The organism is Dehalobacter sp. DCM (assembly GCF_024972775.1).
Classification (GTDB): domain Bacteria; phylum Bacillota; class Desulfitobacteriia; order Desulfitobacteriales; family Syntrophobotulaceae; genus Dehalobacter.
This window is the reverse complement of the sequence record NZ_CP092282.1, coordinates 1780850-1795204: the sequence shown is the minus strand read 5'-3', so window position 1 is coordinate 1795204 and position 14355 is coordinate 1780850. Positions and strand designations below refer to the sequence as shown.

12 protein-coding genes, 4 pseudogenes and 1 riboswitch are annotated in these 14355 nt (G+C 42.0%); of the genes and pseudogenes, 6 read left to right on the top strand and 10 right to left on the bottom strand.

All coding sequences use genetic code 11. The features are described from left to right. Window positions 1-10: 10 nt before the first annotated feature. The 3 genes from LPY66_RS08425 to LPY66_RS08415 all read right to left on the bottom strand — a co-directional run bounded on the left by LPY66_RS08425 (window position 11) and on the right by LPY66_RS08415 (window position 3461). Window positions 11-1486 (bottom strand): B12-binding domain-containing radical SAM protein, encoded by a 1476-nt coding sequence (locus LPY66_RS08425; protein WP_337987629.1) that lies wholly within the window; start codon window positions 1484-1486, stop codon window positions 11-13. 261 nt (window positions 1487-1747) lie between these two features. Continuing rightward, on the bottom strand, window positions 1748-2791 hold the full coding sequence (locus LPY66_RS08420) for a HAMP domain-containing sensor histidine kinase (RefSeq protein ID WP_337987628.1): 1044 nt from the start codon (window positions 2789-2791) through the stop codon (window positions 1748-1750). Then, window positions 2784-3461 (bottom strand): response regulator transcription factor, encoded by a 678-nt coding sequence (locus LPY66_RS08415; protein ID WP_337987627.1) that lies wholly within the window; start codon window positions 3459-3461, stop codon window positions 2784-2786. The genes LPY66_RS08420 and LPY66_RS08415 overlap by 8 nt, the downstream gene beginning before the upstream one ends. A 377-nt stretch (window positions 3462-3838) precedes the next feature. Between LPY66_RS08415 and LPY66_RS08410 the strand changes: the two are divergent. Then, a pseudogene (locus LPY66_RS08410) lies at window positions 3839-3970 on the top strand (DUF3102 domain-containing protein); the annotation flags it as partial. A gap of 125 nt (window positions 3971-4095) precedes the next feature. Here the strand turns inward: LPY66_RS08410 and tnpA are convergent. Beyond that, a pseudogene (gene tnpA, locus LPY66_RS08405) lies at window positions 4096-4437 on the bottom strand (IS200/IS605 family transposase); the annotation flags it as partial. Between the two features lie 141 nt (window positions 4438-4578). On the opposite strand from tnpA, the gene LPY66_RS08400 reads away from it, so the two are divergent. Beyond that, window positions 4579-5955, top strand: coding sequence for an IS4 family transposase (locus LPY66_RS08400; protein ID WP_337987626.1), 1377 nt, complete (start codon window positions 4579-4581; stop codon window positions 5953-5955). A 144-nt stretch (window positions 5956-6099) separates the two neighbouring features. On the opposite strand, the gene ltrA is transcribed toward LPY66_RS08400, so the two are convergent. The 5 genes and pseudogenes from ltrA to LPY66_RS08375 all read right to left on the bottom strand — a co-directional run bounded on the left by ltrA (window position 6100) and on the right by LPY66_RS08375 (window position 9854). After that, on the bottom strand, window positions 6100-7401 hold the full coding sequence (gene ltrA / locus LPY66_RS08395) for a group II intron reverse transcriptase/maturase (RefSeq protein WP_337988049.1): 1302 nt from the start codon (window positions 7399-7401) through the stop codon (window positions 6100-6102). A 96-nt stretch (window positions 7402-7497) separates the two neighbouring features. Next, on the bottom strand, window positions 7498-7728 hold the full coding sequence (locus tag LPY66_RS08390; protein ID WP_337987625.1) for a hypothetical protein: 231 nt from the start codon (window positions 7726-7728) through the stop codon (window positions 7498-7500). 167 nt (window positions 7729-7895) lie between these two features. Next, window positions 7896-7991, bottom strand: a pseudogene (locus tag LPY66_RS08385) (transposase); the annotation flags it as partial. 220 nt (window positions 7992-8211) lie between these two features. After that, window positions 8212-8748 carry a hypothetical protein gene (locus tag LPY66_RS08380; RefSeq protein ID WP_337987624.1) on the bottom strand — a complete coding sequence of 179 codons (537 nt, stop codon included), beginning with the start codon at window positions 8746-8748 and terminating at the stop codon, window positions 8212-8214. Continuing rightward, the gene (locus LPY66_RS08375) at window positions 8748-9854 is read right to left on the bottom strand and encodes a ParM/StbA family protein (protein WP_337987623.1); all 1107 of its coding nucleotides are present in this window, start codon (window positions 9852-9854) and stop codon (window positions 8748-8750) included. The genes LPY66_RS08380 and LPY66_RS08375 overlap by 1 nt, the downstream gene beginning before the upstream one ends. Before the next feature lie 209 nt (window positions 9855-10063). Between LPY66_RS08375 and LPY66_RS08370 the strand changes: the two genes are divergently transcribed. The 4 genes and pseudogenes from LPY66_RS08370 to LPY66_RS08355 form a co-directional block, all read left to right on the top strand. Then, entirely contained in the window at window positions 10064-10741 is a 678-nt protein-coding gene (locus tag LPY66_RS08370) for a DUF421 domain-containing protein (RefSeq protein ID WP_337988048.1), read from the top strand. Window positions 10742-10808: 67 nt separating this feature from the next. After that, a complete protein-coding gene (locus LPY66_RS08365) occupies window positions 10809-11189 on the top strand; it encodes a DUF4363 family protein (protein WP_337987622.1) in 381 nt (126 codons plus the stop codon). A 25-nt stretch (window positions 11190-11214) separates the two neighbouring features. Continuing rightward, complete coding sequence (locus LPY66_RS08360) at window positions 11215-12153, top strand: YihY/virulence factor BrkB family protein (protein ID WP_337987621.1); 939 nt, start codon at window positions 11215-11217, stop codon at window positions 12151-12153. A gap of 58 nt (window positions 12154-12211) precedes the next feature. Next, window positions 12212-12322, top strand: a pseudogene (locus LPY66_RS08355) (hypothetical protein); the annotation flags it as partial. A gap of 94 nt (window positions 12323-12416) precedes the next feature. Here LPY66_RS08355 and lysA read toward each other — a convergent pair. Continuing rightward, window positions 12417-13670, bottom strand: a complete 1254-nt coding sequence (gene lysA, locus LPY66_RS08350; protein WP_337987620.1) for a diaminopimelate decarboxylase — start codon at window positions 13668-13670, stop codon at window positions 12417-12419. Window positions 13671-13813: 143 nt separating this feature from the next. Beyond that, window positions 13814-13985: riboswitch (Lysine riboswitch) on the bottom strand. Window positions 13986-14355 lie beyond the last annotated feature (370 nt).

The following is a 14355-nucleotide window of genomic DNA, read 5'->3' as shown; positions in this document are numbered from 1 at the left end:
GCCGTTAATCTTACACATCAAATATTTTCCGAAAATGATAACCATATATTGATAATGTTATGGCTAGCGGAAACACATCCGGACGCTTAATTACCGACCATATAAATAGTTTCCAATAATACTTTCGCTCTTTTCCCTTTATTCCAAGAAAATAATTGGCCTTGAAGAACGCTAAACATTCATAAATACCAAAATGGGGCTTACCTAGTTTTACAGGTCTATACTCCTTCAAAAAATTCATAATCCGTTCATAATACTGCTTTGGTGAATAAATCGTGTTGATAATATGCTTATATCCGTTCATTAAGACAACTGAATTCATCTTAGGGTTAAAATTAGTAGAATAATTCGTATTGTCACCCTTAAAGTCGGAAGATATCCTGCCTTCACGCTCAAGACGATCATAGAGCATGGTTCCTTTAGGGGCATTCAATAATCCTACCATGGCAGTAACAACTCCGCTCTCCTGAATAAAATTAATCATCCTATCAAAAATTGTAGACTTATCACTGTCAAACCCGACGATAAATCCGCCCTGCACTTGAAGTCCAAAACGCTGCATCTTCTTAACGGAATCGACCATGTTGCGGTTTTTATTTTGGAGTTTATTACATTCCGCCAAACTATCTTCACAAACTGTTTCAATGCCGACAAAGACAGACTTAAACGCGGCTTTTGCCATTAGCTCCATTAATTTTTCATCATCGGCAAGATTGATTGATACCTCGGTAAGAAAAGTAAACGGATATTTCTTTATTTCCATCCATTGGATCAGAGCCGGCAGTATGTATTCCTTAAGCTTTCTACGATTTCCGATAAAATTATCATCTACGAAAAAAATACTGCCTCTCCATCCTCTGTCATAGATGGTATCTAATTCCTTTAGAAGCTGTTCTATTGATTTTGTTCTGGGCGTATGACCAAAAAGAGTAGTCACATTGCAAAATTCACAGTTGAAAGGACATCCACGGGAATACTGGATATTAAGAGTCGCGTATTTTCGCAAATCGATAAGCTCCCAGGCTGGAACTGGTGTTTGTGATAAATCCGCCCATCTCTCTGAGCGATAAGTATGCTTTAAACTGCCCTTTTTAAAATCATCTATAAAATCAGGAATTGTCAATTCTCCTTCACCCAGAAGCAAGTGATCAACATTATCGTAATCCGAATACTCACAGGTAAACAACGGGCCGCCGGCTACCGTTTTAACACCTAGAACCTTACATCTATCGATGATCTCTCTGGCTGAATCCTTTTGTATAACCATCGCGCTTATAAATACGAAATCCGCCCATTGGACGTCATTATCCGTCAGGGGCGTTATACTCATGTCGATTAACTTCTTCTCCCATGAGCCTGGAAGCATGGCGGCAATAGTAAGAAGCCCGAGAGGCGGAAAACAGGACTTCTTCGAAATAAACTGCAGGGCATAATTGAAACTCCAGAATGAGTTTGGGGACGCAGGATAGACTAGAAGTATTTTCATGGCCATTGCCTTTCGTGAAAAAAAGTTAATTTCCCCTGCGCTGTTTGGTTTTCAGCCAGGAAATTGTATCAGCTTTCGAAAATCGTCCATAGCAAGCTTCAAAGGGAAAAGAACCTTCCAATTCGCTCTTATATTTATAGTCTATCAAGCAAAATTCAAATCAACCTCAAATACTCCTCAACTAAACTTCAACTTTGCAAAACATTAAAAAAAGCTCTCCACTATTAAAAAGAGCTTATGCAAATAAATTAGGAATTTGATCTATTGTAATTCTTCAGCTTTTAATGTTACTGTAACTTCCGTTCCGACCCCATTTTTACTTTCCAGAGACACAGTACCCCCATATAACGTTACAATATGTTTTACTAATGCAAGTCCAAGGCCATTTCCCTTTACATTATGTGAACGCTCTCCTTGATAGAATTTATCAAAGGCGTGCTTTTTCACCTCATCTCCCATGCCAATACCGTTATCCCTAACGTTTACAACAACATTTGCTCCTTTTAATAAACAGTCTAGAGATAACATTCCACCCTTATTAGAAAACTTGATAGCATTTTCAATCAGATTACTCCAAACCTGCGCTAGGAGGGACTGGTTGCCATAAAACATGATACTTTCAAGATTTAAATCTATGATTAGATTCTTTTCCTCCCATTTGTTTTCATAGCTTAGTAAAACGCGTCGTATCTGTTCATCCAGTGAAAATCGTTCCTGCTGGAGAACAATCTCCTGATTTTCAAGACGTGAAAGTGAGAGAATGTTTTGCGTGAGTTTGGACAATCGCCCTGTGTTTTCTAAAATATATCCGATATATTTATCTTCCTCTTTCCTTGAGAGCGTGTCATCCTGTAATAATGTTGCATATCCATCAATTGCAGAGAGCGGCGTTTTGAATTCATGCGAAACATTACTGACAAAATCATTCCTTAACGTCTCAGTATTGGACAGTTCCCGTACCATCACATTGAAGCTTTCTGCTATTTCCTTAATTTCTTTTGCTATACTTTTTTCTTCCAGCCGAACGGAAAAGTCCCCCATAGCCACTTTTTTGGCAGCATCATTAATTTTTAAAATAGGACGAAGCATTTTCTTTGAAACATACGTAGAAATTACTGTTCCTACCACAATGCTCAAAATGGCGATAAACGAAGAAGATGTTAATGCTCCTGTTATTGGGCTAACGCTTAACCGCAATAAGATATAAATTATTGTATATGTGAGTACCATGGATACTGTCATTATAACCGCCATAATCAGTGCAAATATATGAGAAATTGTCAGCCTATCTTTTATCTTACGCATTTGACTTCACCGCTTTATATCCTAGTCCCCTGATGGTTATAATCTCGAAAGAAGACCTTTCCTTAAACCGTTCCCTGATCCTGCTGATATGAACATCCAACGTATGCGGGTCGCTCTCTGTATCCATGCCCCATATTTCATCCATAAGCTGCTGCTTTGTAAAAACCTTATTTGGATTTGAGAGAAGCTTATAAAGTATATAAAACTCTTTCTGTGGAATAATCAAACTTTCTCCGTTCAGAAAAATTGTCAAATCATCATAGTAAAGTTCTATAGAACCAAATAGTATTTTCTTTGCATTGACGATTTGTGCTCTTCTCAGAAGAGCGTTGACTCTCAATATCATTTCATTCACATTAACTGGCTTTACCATATAATCATCAGTGCCTAAACGAAATCCCATTTGCATATCTTCAAAAGTATCTTTGGCCGTTATCATCAACACCGGCATATTATATCCATTCTCCCGCACGCTCTTGACCAATTCATAGCCATCGACATTCGGCATCATAATATCACAAATCATAAGGTCAATATACTGCTTTTCAAGAATATCCCATGCTTCCATTCCATCTTCTGCTTCAAAATATGAAAAACCATTCTTCGATAATACAGTGCAAAATAGTGTTCTTAACGACTGATCATCCTCAACCACTAATATATTGAACATATAGATATCATCTCCAAGTTTAAATTTAACCTAAGTATAGTATATTTTTTTCAACGAAAGTTCAACAAATACTATATTCAATTAAGGTTTCAATGTCAAAACTACATTCTTACAACAATTGGAAAGTATATGATGATTTAATTACTTTAATATTTCACACTCTATTTCAGCCGCTTCTGAGCAGGCTCACTACCAATTTTGTGTCATAAATAATTATTTCCTTAATCAACTTAAGTGGTTCTCTATAAATGTTTTTTGGAGCATAACATCGCCTTTGTATTTTTCATTTTTCAAAACATCCCTGACACTTTCTTCATGCAATTTTGCTCCCGTAACCGTGGGAACATCCTCTTCTATTATCGAATCCGGATTCCTATCTTAGTTTCTCCCGGGCGGTCATCCTCCTGGGGATACCGGTGGAGGAGCGGGAAGAATTTATGGCCTGTCACGATGTTGAAATCATCACTACCCGTCAAACGGGTAGTTTGCTCTACGGCTATAAGCCTTAGTTACCGGCCAGCGCCTAAAGACGCTGGCTTTCACTTTCGTTCAAGCCACTATGCCGTTGCCAATTTTGCCGCCCCTAAAGGGGCGTTTGTACTACTTGCTACCCCTTGAAGGGGTCTTCATACTCTTATAAACTCAGCTTATCCAGTGCTATGTCGTGTTTCTCTTGTTCCTCGATATATTTCTTTATTGTTGCTTCATTAAGCCCAACTGTACTCACATAATAACCTTCCGCCCAAAAATGACGATTCCCAAACTTATACTTCAAGTTTGTATGCTTGTCAAATATCATTAATGCGCTTTTCCCTTTCAGATATCCCATAAAACTCGATACGCTGATCTTGGGCGGAATACTTACTAACATATGGACGTGATCCAACATCAGGTGCCCCTCAATAACTTCCACTCCCTTATACCCGCATAACTGTTTTAATATTTCTGCTATACTTTCGCGGTATTGATTATTGACTCAACTTTCCCACCCCCTTCGGGGGTAGGTTAAACCTTCAAAATCCTTGAAAATATGGTTAAATAAAACAAGAAAACCGCCAAATCTGGTATAATGAGAATAACCACAAACCCAGTAATACCAGTACTTTGGAGGTTTCCTATGACCAGTATTATACCAGATTTAACAAGTAACGAAAATGCTGTTTCCTCAAGAATCGATCAATATTTTATCCAGAATTCATTTTCCAAACTCCTCAAGCGTTGTAATTTTTATAAAGAATCAGGAATCCCGTGTGTCACTATCTTAAAAGAACTTTTTACCCTTGTTTTTACCGGAAAGAATCTCTTTAGAACACTTGAAATGAAACCCGAAGAATTATCTTTCCGTAAAAATACAGCCTATCGCTTCTTAAACGCCGGTCATTATAATTGGTCAAAGCTTCTATTGTTAATGGCATCCAAGGTTATTGATTTTGTTAACAGTTTGACTAGTGATGATCGGAAATCGGTACTCATTGTTGATGATTCTCTTTACAGCAGAAGTCGAAGTAAGAAAGTTGAACTGATGACCCGGGTCTTTGACCACACAACCCATAAATTTGTGAAAGGCTTCCGAATGTTGACTTTGGGCTGGTCCGATGGAAATACATTCCTGCCTATTGGTTTTTCACTCTTAAGTTCCCAGAAACCGGAGAAGATCTTGAATCCGGCTAAGCCTTTGGATAAGCGAACAATCGCTTACAAAAGAAGAACCGAGGCGATGAGAAGTACAACCGATGCTCTGATCAATCTTCTCCATTCAGCTGCTCATATTTCAGCTAAGTACGTTCTTTTTGACAGCTGGTTTGCCCATCCTAAGACAATCTTAAGAGTCAAGCAAGAAAAACGTGATGTTATCTGCATGTTGAAGATTACAGAGAAGATTCATTACCACCATAACGGCAAATGGCAACCCCTTCAGGAACTTCGTAAATTGGCAGGTGATATTGCTGATGCTAAAACGGGGATCATCGGTTCAATAACAGTTCAAATACGTGAGGCAAAAAATATTCAAGACTTAACCGATGTGAAAATTGTTTTTGTTCAAGACAGACGATCGAAAAATTGGCTGGCTCTCCTGAGTACGGATTTAGAGCTATCTGAAGAAGAGATTGTCCGTATTTACGGTAAACGCTGGGACATCGAGGTATTCTTTAAAGTATGCAAGACCTACTTGGCTCTGGCTAAAGAATACCAAGGACGAAGCTATGATGCTCAGGTAGCCGCAACATCCATCGTATTTCTGCGCTACATCATGTTGGCAGTTGAAAGCAGGAATACTCAGGATGATAGGACCATTGGAGAATTATTTTACTATTACAGTGATGAAATGGAAGATCTCAAACTTTCTCAAGCATTAGTATTGTTAATCGATACTCTCAGGCGTGTTCTAAACAATTTTCCAGTAATAAGCCAGGAATTAGCTAATACGATTATGGATTCTTTTCTTAGCACTATTCCACGGTCTTTCAAAGAACGATTGTTGTTTGCAGCCTGATGCGTCAGAAGAATCATGCCTTTAACCATTATTTAATGGTGGTCGAGTAGACAGGTCGCTTCGCAGCGCCTGCCCCTCACAGATCCGTACGAGCCCAATTAAGGCATACGGCTCCTCATACTTCCTTTCTTTCTTAGCGCTGGCTTATCCATAAATATTCACATAGATTTTAGGTATCGGTAACGGATTTACTTTCAAATATTTATTGAATCTGTCATAATCAAAGCTCCGCTTCTGACTTCTTCTGTTCATCCATTTGAAAATCGTCTTCGTTACCTCATAGCGATACTTACCCAGCATCCTGCTGTTGTCCGTAATTCCATAATATCTGTAGTGCCCCTCAAGTTTCGCTTTTACCTGTTTGAAGATTTCGTGTATGCTGCTATGTCTATTCGTTTTCATCCATTGAGTGAACTCTTTCACCTTTGCTCTATATTTCTTCCTGCTTGTTTTGCGTTTTACGCGAAATTTACCTTGTCTGCTTTTGCCACAGTAGTGTGTAAATCCAAGGAAATCAAATGTTTCCGTTTTGCCCATACCCCTTCTGGCTCGATTTTCTTCGGCAAATCTTCCAAATTCAATTATCTTTGTTTTATTCTCCGCTATTTCTAAACCAAACTTTGCTAGCCTTGATTTCAACTCTACGTAGAACCTTTCTGCATCATCTTTGTATTGAAAACAGAATACGCTATCGTCCGCGTATCTTACCATGGAGGCTTGTCCTCTGCTTTTCTTGGTGACCACCTTGGTAAACCACAGATCAAGTGTGTAATGCAGGTATAGGTTTCCAAGAACTGGGGATATGATAGACCCCTGCGGTGTGCCGGCTTCAGTTTCTTCCCAGTTTCCGCCCTCCACTATTCCTGCCTTTAGACACCTTTTAATTAGCCTGATCATGTTCGTATCTGCTATGGTGTGTTCCATAAATTTTATCAGCCATTCGTGCGATACATTGTTAAAGAATCCTTTTATATCTGCATCCACGATATAGCTAATCTTGCCTTTTTCTATAACGCTGTTAAGCTTCTTCAAGGCATCATGACATCCGAGCTGAGGCCGGAAACCAAACGAACACTCCAGGAATATTGGTTCAAACACTGCCTGCAATATTTTATTAAGCCCCTGTTGGACAATTTTATCTTCATAGCAGGCAATCCCTAGCGGTCTCTTTTCCTTGCCGTCTCCTTTCGGGATATAGACCCTCTTGGCTGGTAACGGTCGATAACTCTTTTTCTTGAGTCTTTCAACAAGGTCATCAAGTTTCTGCTCCAGATTCTCTTCATATTCCTTTTTCGTCACACCGTCAATACCGATAGCTTTGTTTCCTTGTAGTTCTCTGTGACACTCCTGCAAAAGCTCCTTGTTCATATAATGATACAAGGATGTGAACTTTGTTTCTGGATTAGCCCTCGCTATCTCTGCTATTCTTACTAATTTTGTTTCCATCATTTCCCTACTCCTGTGCGTAGATAATGTGTCTTTAGTAAGAGCGGTTGTATGTGGCTGCCTTCCCTCCGTCGGCGTTACCCGGCTTCATCGGTACTATTCAGCCATCCGACTCCCTGCCAACCGTTTGGCATTCTTCTTTGTTAAAGTTGTTTGCCATACTTCCTTAAAGAAGAGTTGGCAGGGTCTCCCGGGTTGCGGTGTGATCATTGTACAGCATGCCTGGCTCTTCGACCCCGGAGAAGTAGTTATATCCTCGCCAATTCGGATATAACCATATTGCTTTCCGGCCGTTTCGACGCCGTCAGCCTTCTCACTTCTACTCATTTCGAGGCTCAATCGCTTTCAGGCCTACTGCCTGACTGTCAACGCTTAACATATTAAGTTACCTTTTTATGTTCATGACTCGCTACCGATTGGATTGGCTAGTCCTTATCGGACGGGATTTTCACCCGCTAAATCACACGACCTTGCCCGGTCGCACGGAAAGTTGAGTTATTGATTATTTTTCTTCTATACTTAGGTGTGAACACGATGTGATATTTACACATCCACTTCGTATGGGCTAAACTGTATTCCTTGTTGGCCATTAAAATCACCTTTCTAGTTAATTTAGTAGCTTGAACAACTCTACTTTAACTCATTGGTGATTTTTTTGTATAACTTTTTGGTCCCCACCCGCATAGCGGGTGGTTTATTGTTTCGTACACTTCGTGTACTCAACAGGCCAAAGCCCATAATATAGAAAAGACGCCAATGGCGTCTTTCACTCATTACTATCCTAATTAAGTTAAGTTAAGTTATGTTATGTTATTCCTCTTCTCCGGCCGCCGTTTGGTTCTTTCGGAAGAATTCGATGACATTTTCATCGTCCTCTTCCCCAATCACATTGGTCAGCAGAAAATCCAGTCCGGGAAGCGTGTTTTTGGATCGTGATTCACTGACATGGATCAGTTCCTCGATGCGGGTGTCCTCCAGGTCGTCTTCGATCGGCCGATGGATGTTCAGAAGTACTTTATCGTCGGCTTCCGTAATCGCGTCATAGCCAAGTTCATCCATGGCCAAATCACTGACCGGCGTATACTGGCTTCCGCTGCTTCCACCATCCCTGCTTCCGGCACTGCGGTCGAACCGTAAAAGAGTGTTCGGTCTATTCCCATTGACCGGCTGACGATGAATGCTCGTTCGCATATCAGTTTGGGCGTCGTTGGGCTGGAGGATAGCCGAGCGCAATGCTTCCTTGACAAAAGCGGACCTCTCCTCGGACGGAATCTGGGATAGGGCCCGCCAGAGTTCGAAATCTTCATTTTCAGAAATGTAGAATACCAGATGACCTGTCGTCTTCATCAGTCAACATTTACTTTCCGGGTCAGATTATTTACCAGGTTCGCGGCCATGATCCGAAAACCGGATGCATTACCAAATTGCGGATCATCGATTAGAACTTTATTATCTAAATTAAGATAATCAAATAACATCTCCCCGACTTTACCGGCAACGAGAACGGTATGGATTCGGCCGGCCATCGGTTTTAATGTTTTCATGACTTCTCTGGAAATATCTGAAGCAAGCTGGGAAAGCATCCTCTTCATGATGGGATTGAGGTCGATGGCACCGTTGTTCCACGGATAGAGTCCCTTATTTACCCTGAAGATTTTATCCAATTCCTTATCATCCGTCTCGATAGGGTTGGTGTGATCCATCGTCATTTCTTTCAGCTTCTCGGCAACCCCCTGATAGCACCACTGCAGTCCTTTTTCTATACTGAAAGAGTTCGGAGGATCAAGCATCACACCGTCGTAGAAGGTCGCGATATCAGCCGTTCTAAAGCCCGGATCGATCACGACAACATACCCGCCAAACAATTTATTATTAGTGGGTTTACCGTCTTCCGTCAGTGTCTCTTTGATAAACACCCCGTAACTTTGCGGCAATACACGGGATCGGAGGATATTCATACTGCGCGTCTGCCCTTTAAAAGGCCCGGATAGAAAAGTCACGGAGAACGACCCTTTGAGTTCAGCTTCATACTTATCTTTAAGTGCGGCATAAAATTTGACCGGAACGCCGGTACCCAGATAAATATTGGTTTTAGGATACGGCTGCGCCAACGCCAGGCCGACGATGAGCAACGCCATGGCTTCTTCGTCTGTGGATTTATCTTCATCCCAGCAATAATGGGCATCTTTCGGATTCAGGCTTTCCGCAAGGCTTCCCATAAAATAATGACGTTCAACACCGCTGGAGTTATTTTTCACAATAACATCCAAGGAGGCGATTTGTTTATCAATGTCAGATCCTTTTTCCGGATCAGTTCTTCCTAAAATAGAAAAAATCCGCTCATTGCCATTACAAATGACAGCGGGGAATAATATCTTTGTATCGCCAATATCGAGCTTAATGGCGCCAAACCCAGGATCCGCACCGGCCACCAAAATGTCGTTTTCGAACACGTGCTTTCCTCCTTATATTACAAAAAGTATCAATATCCAATACTATTCTATCATTTCATTTATTGTATATCAAAACATATTTCTTGGGAAGATTCTTTTTGCCATTAGAGCGACCGCTGGGAATAAAGCAGCCCTCTCTTGTAAAAAATAAAACAAATGTGCACCACACGAAAAACAGTCAACTCGAACATCTGAAAGGGGCTCTTCGTTTGCTTATTGGTATCGTGCGGACAATTATCCTCTATTTAATCATTGTTTTGGTTCTGCGAGTCATGGGAAAAAGACAGATTGGCCAGCTCCAGCCATTTGAGCTCGTTATCATCCTTATGATATCCGAATTGGCGGTCATACCCAGCCAGGATTCGGGCATCCCGCTGATAGCGGGTCTATTTCCTGTTATCATGCTGCTTCTCTTAGGTTTGGCAATTTCAGAGCTAGCTTTAAAAAGTGAAAAAGCCCGCGGAATTATCTGCGGGACGCCGACGATCCTGATCAATAAGGGCCAAATCATGGAGGATCAGCTTAGGAAGCTTCGCTATAACTTAAGCGATCTTCTTGAGCAGCTTCGGGCCAAAAATATGTTCAATATAGCGGATGTGGACTATGCCATACTCGAAACAAACGGTCAGCTCAGTGTTATTCCCAAATCAGATAAACGCCCGGCTACCCCCCATGATCTTAAACTGCAGATCGCCGGTGACGGGATGCCCCTTGCTTTGATCATGGACGGGGAAATTCAGAAAAAGAATCTGGAGAAATCCGGTGTGGACATTATATGGTTGGAGAAAGAAATCAAAAAAGCAAATATTTCCAATATCAAGCAGGTATTTTTCGCCAGTATCGATTCACAGCAAAAACTCTATATTCAGAAAAAAAATGCCAAATAGCCCATTTCTAAATTGTCTTTACACCCGTTATGTGACTCTTTTTGGTGCCAGGAGGTATTTCAAAAATATGCGCTCGGTTATAACAATCATTCTGGGGTTTATTATTATCATATCGTCAACTGTTTTGATTACTCACCGCATTGATACCACCGCAAGGGTTATTGAAGACCAACTGAAACAGACCGAAACTCTGATGGAAGACAATCAATGGGAAGAATCCTTAGTCTCGCTGGAACAATCCTACAGCAGTTGGACCCAGCTTCATGATTGGTGGAAAATCTTCCTTAACCACAGTATATTGAACAATATCGAAATTTCCTACAAAAAACTGGAGGAATATATCCAGTATCATGAGAAGGGCGATGCCATGGCTGAGCTCAATACATTGATGTTCTTATTACATCAGGTGCCGGAATCGGAAACATTGAGGTTTACGAATATTTTATGACCATAAATCAAAGAGAGAAACTGCGATGAAATGGCACTTCTTCTTCCGGGAATACTGGAAAATCGTCAATAGAAATGAGTTAATGGCTCTTGGCGGACAGGTCACCTATTATATGATTCTCTCCTTCTTTCCGACGATCATTTTTCTACTGACCCTGATCAGTTCCCTGGACATGACCAATGATCATTTTTTCAACAGTCTGAAGTTCCTCCTGCCGGAAGGAACCTACGTAATGGTTAAAGGCATCGTGGACGAAATATTCGGTACCCGCAGCACCCCGGCGTTATTGTCTTTTGGCATGCTGGCTGCACTCTGGGCATCACTGAATGGTATTAATGCCTTGATCAGAGGCATCGTCAAAGCCTACGGCATGGAAGAAAGCCGTTCTTTCTTCCATCTTAAATATACAGCATTGGTCTTTCTTATTGTTATTGTCCTGGCTATGATTTTTTCATTTATTATTCTGGTGATCGGGGATGCTTTGGCAGATGCTTTTATGAATCTCCTTGGCACGACAGGTGTTTTAATGTACCTGTGGCAGGAACTGCGGCTGATCATCCAATTTTTGTTTTTGACAGCCACCTTCGTCTTTCTCAACAGAATTGCCACAAAACGCATGTATGGCCTGAAACGCTATTTCCCCGGATCGCTGTTTGCTTCTGCGGGTTGGGTCCTGCTGTCTTTGGCTTTTTCGTACTACGTCAATCATTTTAACAATTACACACTGGCATACGGCAGTTTGGCCGGCATCATGCTCCTGCTTCTATGGCTGTACTGGATCTGCGAGATACTGCTCTTAGGCTGCGCCATGAACGCCGCCTTGATCGCCGCCATCAATGGGGATGCTGTAAGGAAAAAAGCAACGCCGGACACGGGGAACTCCGGGGACACGGGGAACTCGAGGGACCGGGGGGGAGACAAGGGGACGGGAGACAATGGGGACGGGGGGACAATGGGGACGTAGACCTTTGTCTCCTTAAAAGGAGACAAAGGTCTACGTCCCCATTGTCCCCCTTTTAGGATTGGCAATTTCAGAGATAGCCTTAAAAAGTGAAAAGGCCCGCGGGATTATCTGCGGGACGCCGACGATTCTGATCAACAAGGAGCAAATCATGGAGGATCAGCTTAGGAAGCTTCGCTATGAGGAGACAATGGGACGGGAGCCCTTTGTCCCCAAAAAGGAGACAAAGGTCTACGTCCCCATTGTCTCCCCGTTTCGGTCACAACTTAGATTTTGGAGAAATCCAGTGTTGCAAAGTAATCGTCGATGGTCTCCGCTCTGCGGATTATGTCAACACGACCGTCTGGTTTCAGAAGCAGTTCTTTGGACCGCAGCTTTCCATTATAGTTAAATCCCATGGCATGGCCGTGAGCCCCGGCATCATGAATGACAATCAGGTCACCGATATCGATTTTCGGCAGCATGCGGTCAATCGCAAATTTATCATTGTTCTCACACAAACTGCCGGTAACATCATATTTATAGTCCAGCGGCTGTTCTTCTTTGCCGACGACAGTAATATGGTGGTAAGCGCCGTATAATGCAGGCCGCATCAGATCAGCCATGCAGGCATCCAGACCGATATAGTTCTTATAGGTCTCTTTTTTATGCAACGCCCGTGTCACAAGGTAGCCATAGGGGCCTGTGATCATCCGTCCGCATTCCATCACCACACGTACCGGGGCAATTCCTGCCGGGATGATAATCTCCTCATAGACTTCCTTAATCCGGTATCCGACATATTCCAAATCGACGGCTTTTTGTTCCGGACGGTAAGGTATGCCGATGCCTCCGCCAAGGTTAATGATCTCGATATTAATATTCAGCATCTTTTTAACATCCAATGCCAGATCAAACATCATACGGGCAGTTTCTACAAAGAAATCCGGATTCAATTCATTGGAAATCACCATGGTGTGAAGACCAAATCGCTTCACGCCTAAATCCTTGACTTTCTTATAGGCTTCAAACATTTGATCCCGTGTCAACCCGTACTTAGCATCCTCCGGGTTACCGATAATGTCATTGCCGCCTTTGCGCAACGGTCCCGGATTAAAGCGGAACGAAATCATTTCCGGCATACCGGCTTCTTTGGCTAAAAAATCGATATGTGTAATATCGTCAAGGTTAATGATTGCGCCTAATTCCCTGGCTTTACGGTATTCGACTCCGGGTGTATCGTTGGACGAAAAGACAATACGCTCTCCCCTTAAACCCACTTTTTCCGCCAATAGCAATTCGGCTAGCGAGCTGCAATCGGCACCCGCTCCCTCTTCAGCCAATAGTTTTAAAATGTGGGGATTGGGTGTGGCCTTTACTGCAAAATATTCTTTGAATCCCGGATTCCATTGAAATGCAGTTTGTAATCGGCGCACATTATTTCTGATAGCTTTTTCATCATAGATATGAAATGGTGTCCCGTATTCTTGTGCGATTTTTTCGATTTCCTGATTGGAAAAAGGCAATGTTTTTTGTGTCATTTTTTTATATCCTCCTTCAGATTGAAGCAAAAAGTATGATAACAGCGTCCGTAGACTTATTCTGAGATACTAAAAAGGTTTGCAGATACTATCCGCAAACCAGAAATTTCCTATCCTGCCGGCATAATACCGGCTTGTTCATGGTCCGGGATAGCGCTTCATTCCCAACGGAATGACAGTCTTGCATTTATTAAATGCAAGCCCAGCTGAATTCACTGGCTATGAACTCAGCTTCGGCAGTTATCCCTTTCATTATTCCTCATTGACGGCCGTCTCCGAAAAATTACTCTTGATACCCGCACCTCTACCCAAATAATATGAAATTAGCATCGTGCTATTTTAACACATCCAACGATAAAAAACAACACACGGTCTCCGTGTATCCATGATACTTGAGTCCTGTACGTTATCCCTAAATATCCATATGGATACTAAGGATACTAAGGGTACTAGGGATACTAGGGATACTAGTACAGCATTCTATAATTTTCTTTACACCCCAAATCAGGTCTGCGTGCCACAGTTCCGGCGACAAGCGGAGCACGGATTGCGTAGCGCGGCTCTTTGCGCCAAGGATGGCGCAAGAGCCGAAAGCGGAATGTGGCATGCAGATCAGCCCAGATTATTACATCCTTCTGTCATGGTATTTAGAGAACGTTGTACTAGGGATACTAGGGATACGCAA

What these genes read in the sequence shown, in the direction of transcription:
- LPY66_RS08365 (WP_337987622.1), top strand. Translation starts at nt 10,809, where the DNA reads ATGCGCTCGGTTATAACAATCATTCTGGGGTTTATTATTATCATATCG.
- LPY66_RS08415 (WP_337987627.1), bottom strand. Translation starts at nt 3,461, where the DNA reads ATGTTCAATATATTAGTGGTTGAGGATGATCAGTCGTTAAGAACACTA.
- LPY66_RS08390 (WP_337987625.1), bottom strand. Translation starts at nt 7,728, where the DNA reads ATGAGTAGAAGTGAGAAGGCTGACGGCGTCGAAACGGCCGGAAAGCAA.
- LPY66_RS08420 (WP_337987628.1), bottom strand. Translation starts at nt 2,791, where the DNA reads ATGCGTAAGATAAAAGATAGGCTGACAATTTCTCATATATTTGCACTG.
- ltrA (WP_337988049.1), bottom strand. Translation starts at nt 7,401, where the DNA reads ATGGAAACAAAATTAGTAAGAATAGCAGAGATAGCGAGGGCTAATCCA.
- LPY66_RS08360 (WP_337987621.1), top strand. Translation starts at nt 11,215, where the DNA reads ATGAAATGGCACTTCTTCTTCCGGGAATACTGGAAAATCGTCAATAGA.
- lysA (WP_337987620.1), bottom strand. Translation starts at nt 13,670, where the DNA reads ATGACACAAAAAACATTGCCTTTTTCCAATCAGGAAATCGAAAAAATC.
- LPY66_RS08380 (WP_337987624.1), bottom strand. Translation starts at nt 8,748, where the DNA reads ATGAAGACGACAGGTCATCTGGTATTCTACATTTCTGAAAATGAAGAT.
- LPY66_RS08425 (WP_337987629.1), bottom strand. Translation starts at nt 1,486, where the DNA reads ATGAAAATACTTCTAGTCTATCCTGCGTCCCCAAACTCATTCTGGAGT.
- LPY66_RS08400 (WP_337987626.1), top strand. Translation starts at nt 4,579, where the DNA reads ATGACCAGTATTATACCAGATTTAACAAGTAACGAAAATGCTGTTTCC.